Source organism: Protofrankia sp. CiP1_Cm_nod4 (assembly GCF_982290645.1).
In genome coordinates this window covers 1-1,410 of sequence record NZ_CEVIVC010000142.1, presented here as the reverse complement: position 1 = coordinate 1,410, position 1,410 = coordinate 1, and the positions used below count along the sequence as shown (strand labels likewise).

Below are 1,410 nucleotides of genomic sequence, written 5' to 3'. Positions count from 1 at the left end.
TTTCAGTAGCCCAGGAGACGAGGAGGGCACGCTGGCCAGGGTCGTAGGCATACCGGCTCATCGCAGACCTCTCCTCCCGCCGTCTCCTCCCGCCGTCGCCAGGCTGCCGCACATCGGGTGCGCCAGGGAAGCCACAACAGCCCCGGGATACGGACATGCCGTCGATCATCGGTTTTTACAGTCCGTAACCGCGACCGAAAGAGCGACATGTAGTTGCCGTCGCAACGTCACCACCATGTCACCACCAGAACATCTCATAGCTCTTAATGGCGATCTCCGCGGCCTGTTCGCGCAGGTCACGGGGGGTGGACCTCCTCCGCCACTACTCCAAAAATCTTGACCTCCTCAACGACCTCAAATGGCTACTCAAAGTAATAAAAGATAACGAAAATAACAATGAGCCGGATGAACCGGACCTTCACGACCAAGCGGCCCGCCACCGCGGAGACCGCCCATGAGTACTGCCCGCCAGGCCGAGCCCTGGCGCAACACCATCCTCCTCGGCGACGCCCGCACCCGCCTGGCCGACCTGCCGCCGGCCTCCGTGGACTGTGTCATCACCAGCCCGCCCTACTACGGCCTGCGGGACTATGGTGTATCCGGCCAGATCGGCCTGGAAGCCGACGTCACCGGCTGGGTGGCCGGCCTCCGCGCCGTCCTGGCCGAGGTCGCCCGGGTGCTCAAGCCCAGCGGCGTGCTGTGGCTGAACCTCGGCGACGGCTACAGCCGCCATCCCCGCGAAGGCGCGCCGGTCAAGAGCCTGCTGCTCGGCCCGGAACGGCTGGCCCTCAGCCTGCTGGCCGACGGCTGGCGCTTACGCAACAAGGTCATCTGGGCCAAGATCAACCCGATGCCCGCCAGCGTCCGGGACCGGCTGAGCGCCGGCTACGAGGTGATCTACTGCCTGACCCGGTCCCGGTCATACTTCTTCGATCTGGATGCCATCCGGCTGCCGCACCGCAGCGCCCAACCGCCGCAGGCCGGCGCCACCGGCCGGGCCTATCCCCCGGCCTCAGCAGTGGCCACGGTCAACCGCACCCGGCGGACCAACCGCAACACCGGGCTCGGCAACCTCAAGGTCAACGGCCTCACCGGCCACCCGCTCGGCAAGAACCCGAGCGATGTCTGGTGGTTGGCCACCGCCGGCTACCGGGAGGCGCACTTCGCGACCTTCCCGATCACGCTGGTCGAGCGGCCGCTGCTGGCCAGCTGCCCGGAGCGGGTGTGCGTGGGCTGCGGGAAGCCGTGGACGCGTCAGACAGCCCGCCGGCGCGGCCACTTGGCCGTGCTTGGCGAACTGCGGCCGATTTGTGGCTGCCAAGCCGACTTCCGGCCCGGCCTGGTGCTGGACCCGTTCCTGGGCGCCGGCACGGTGGCCGTGGCGGCGGAGCGGCACGGGCGGGACTGGGT

Annotated in this window: 1 protein-coding gene; it reads left to right on the top strand. The window is 68.2% G+C overall.

Features of this window, described 5'->3' with window-relative positions; genetic code table 11:
• Positions 1 to 454: 454 nt before the first annotated feature.
• On the top strand, positions 455 to 1,410 hold a 956-nt coding region (locus tag AC5LSR_RS20045), incomplete at its 3' end, for a DNA-methyltransferase (RefSeq protein ID WP_493468816.1).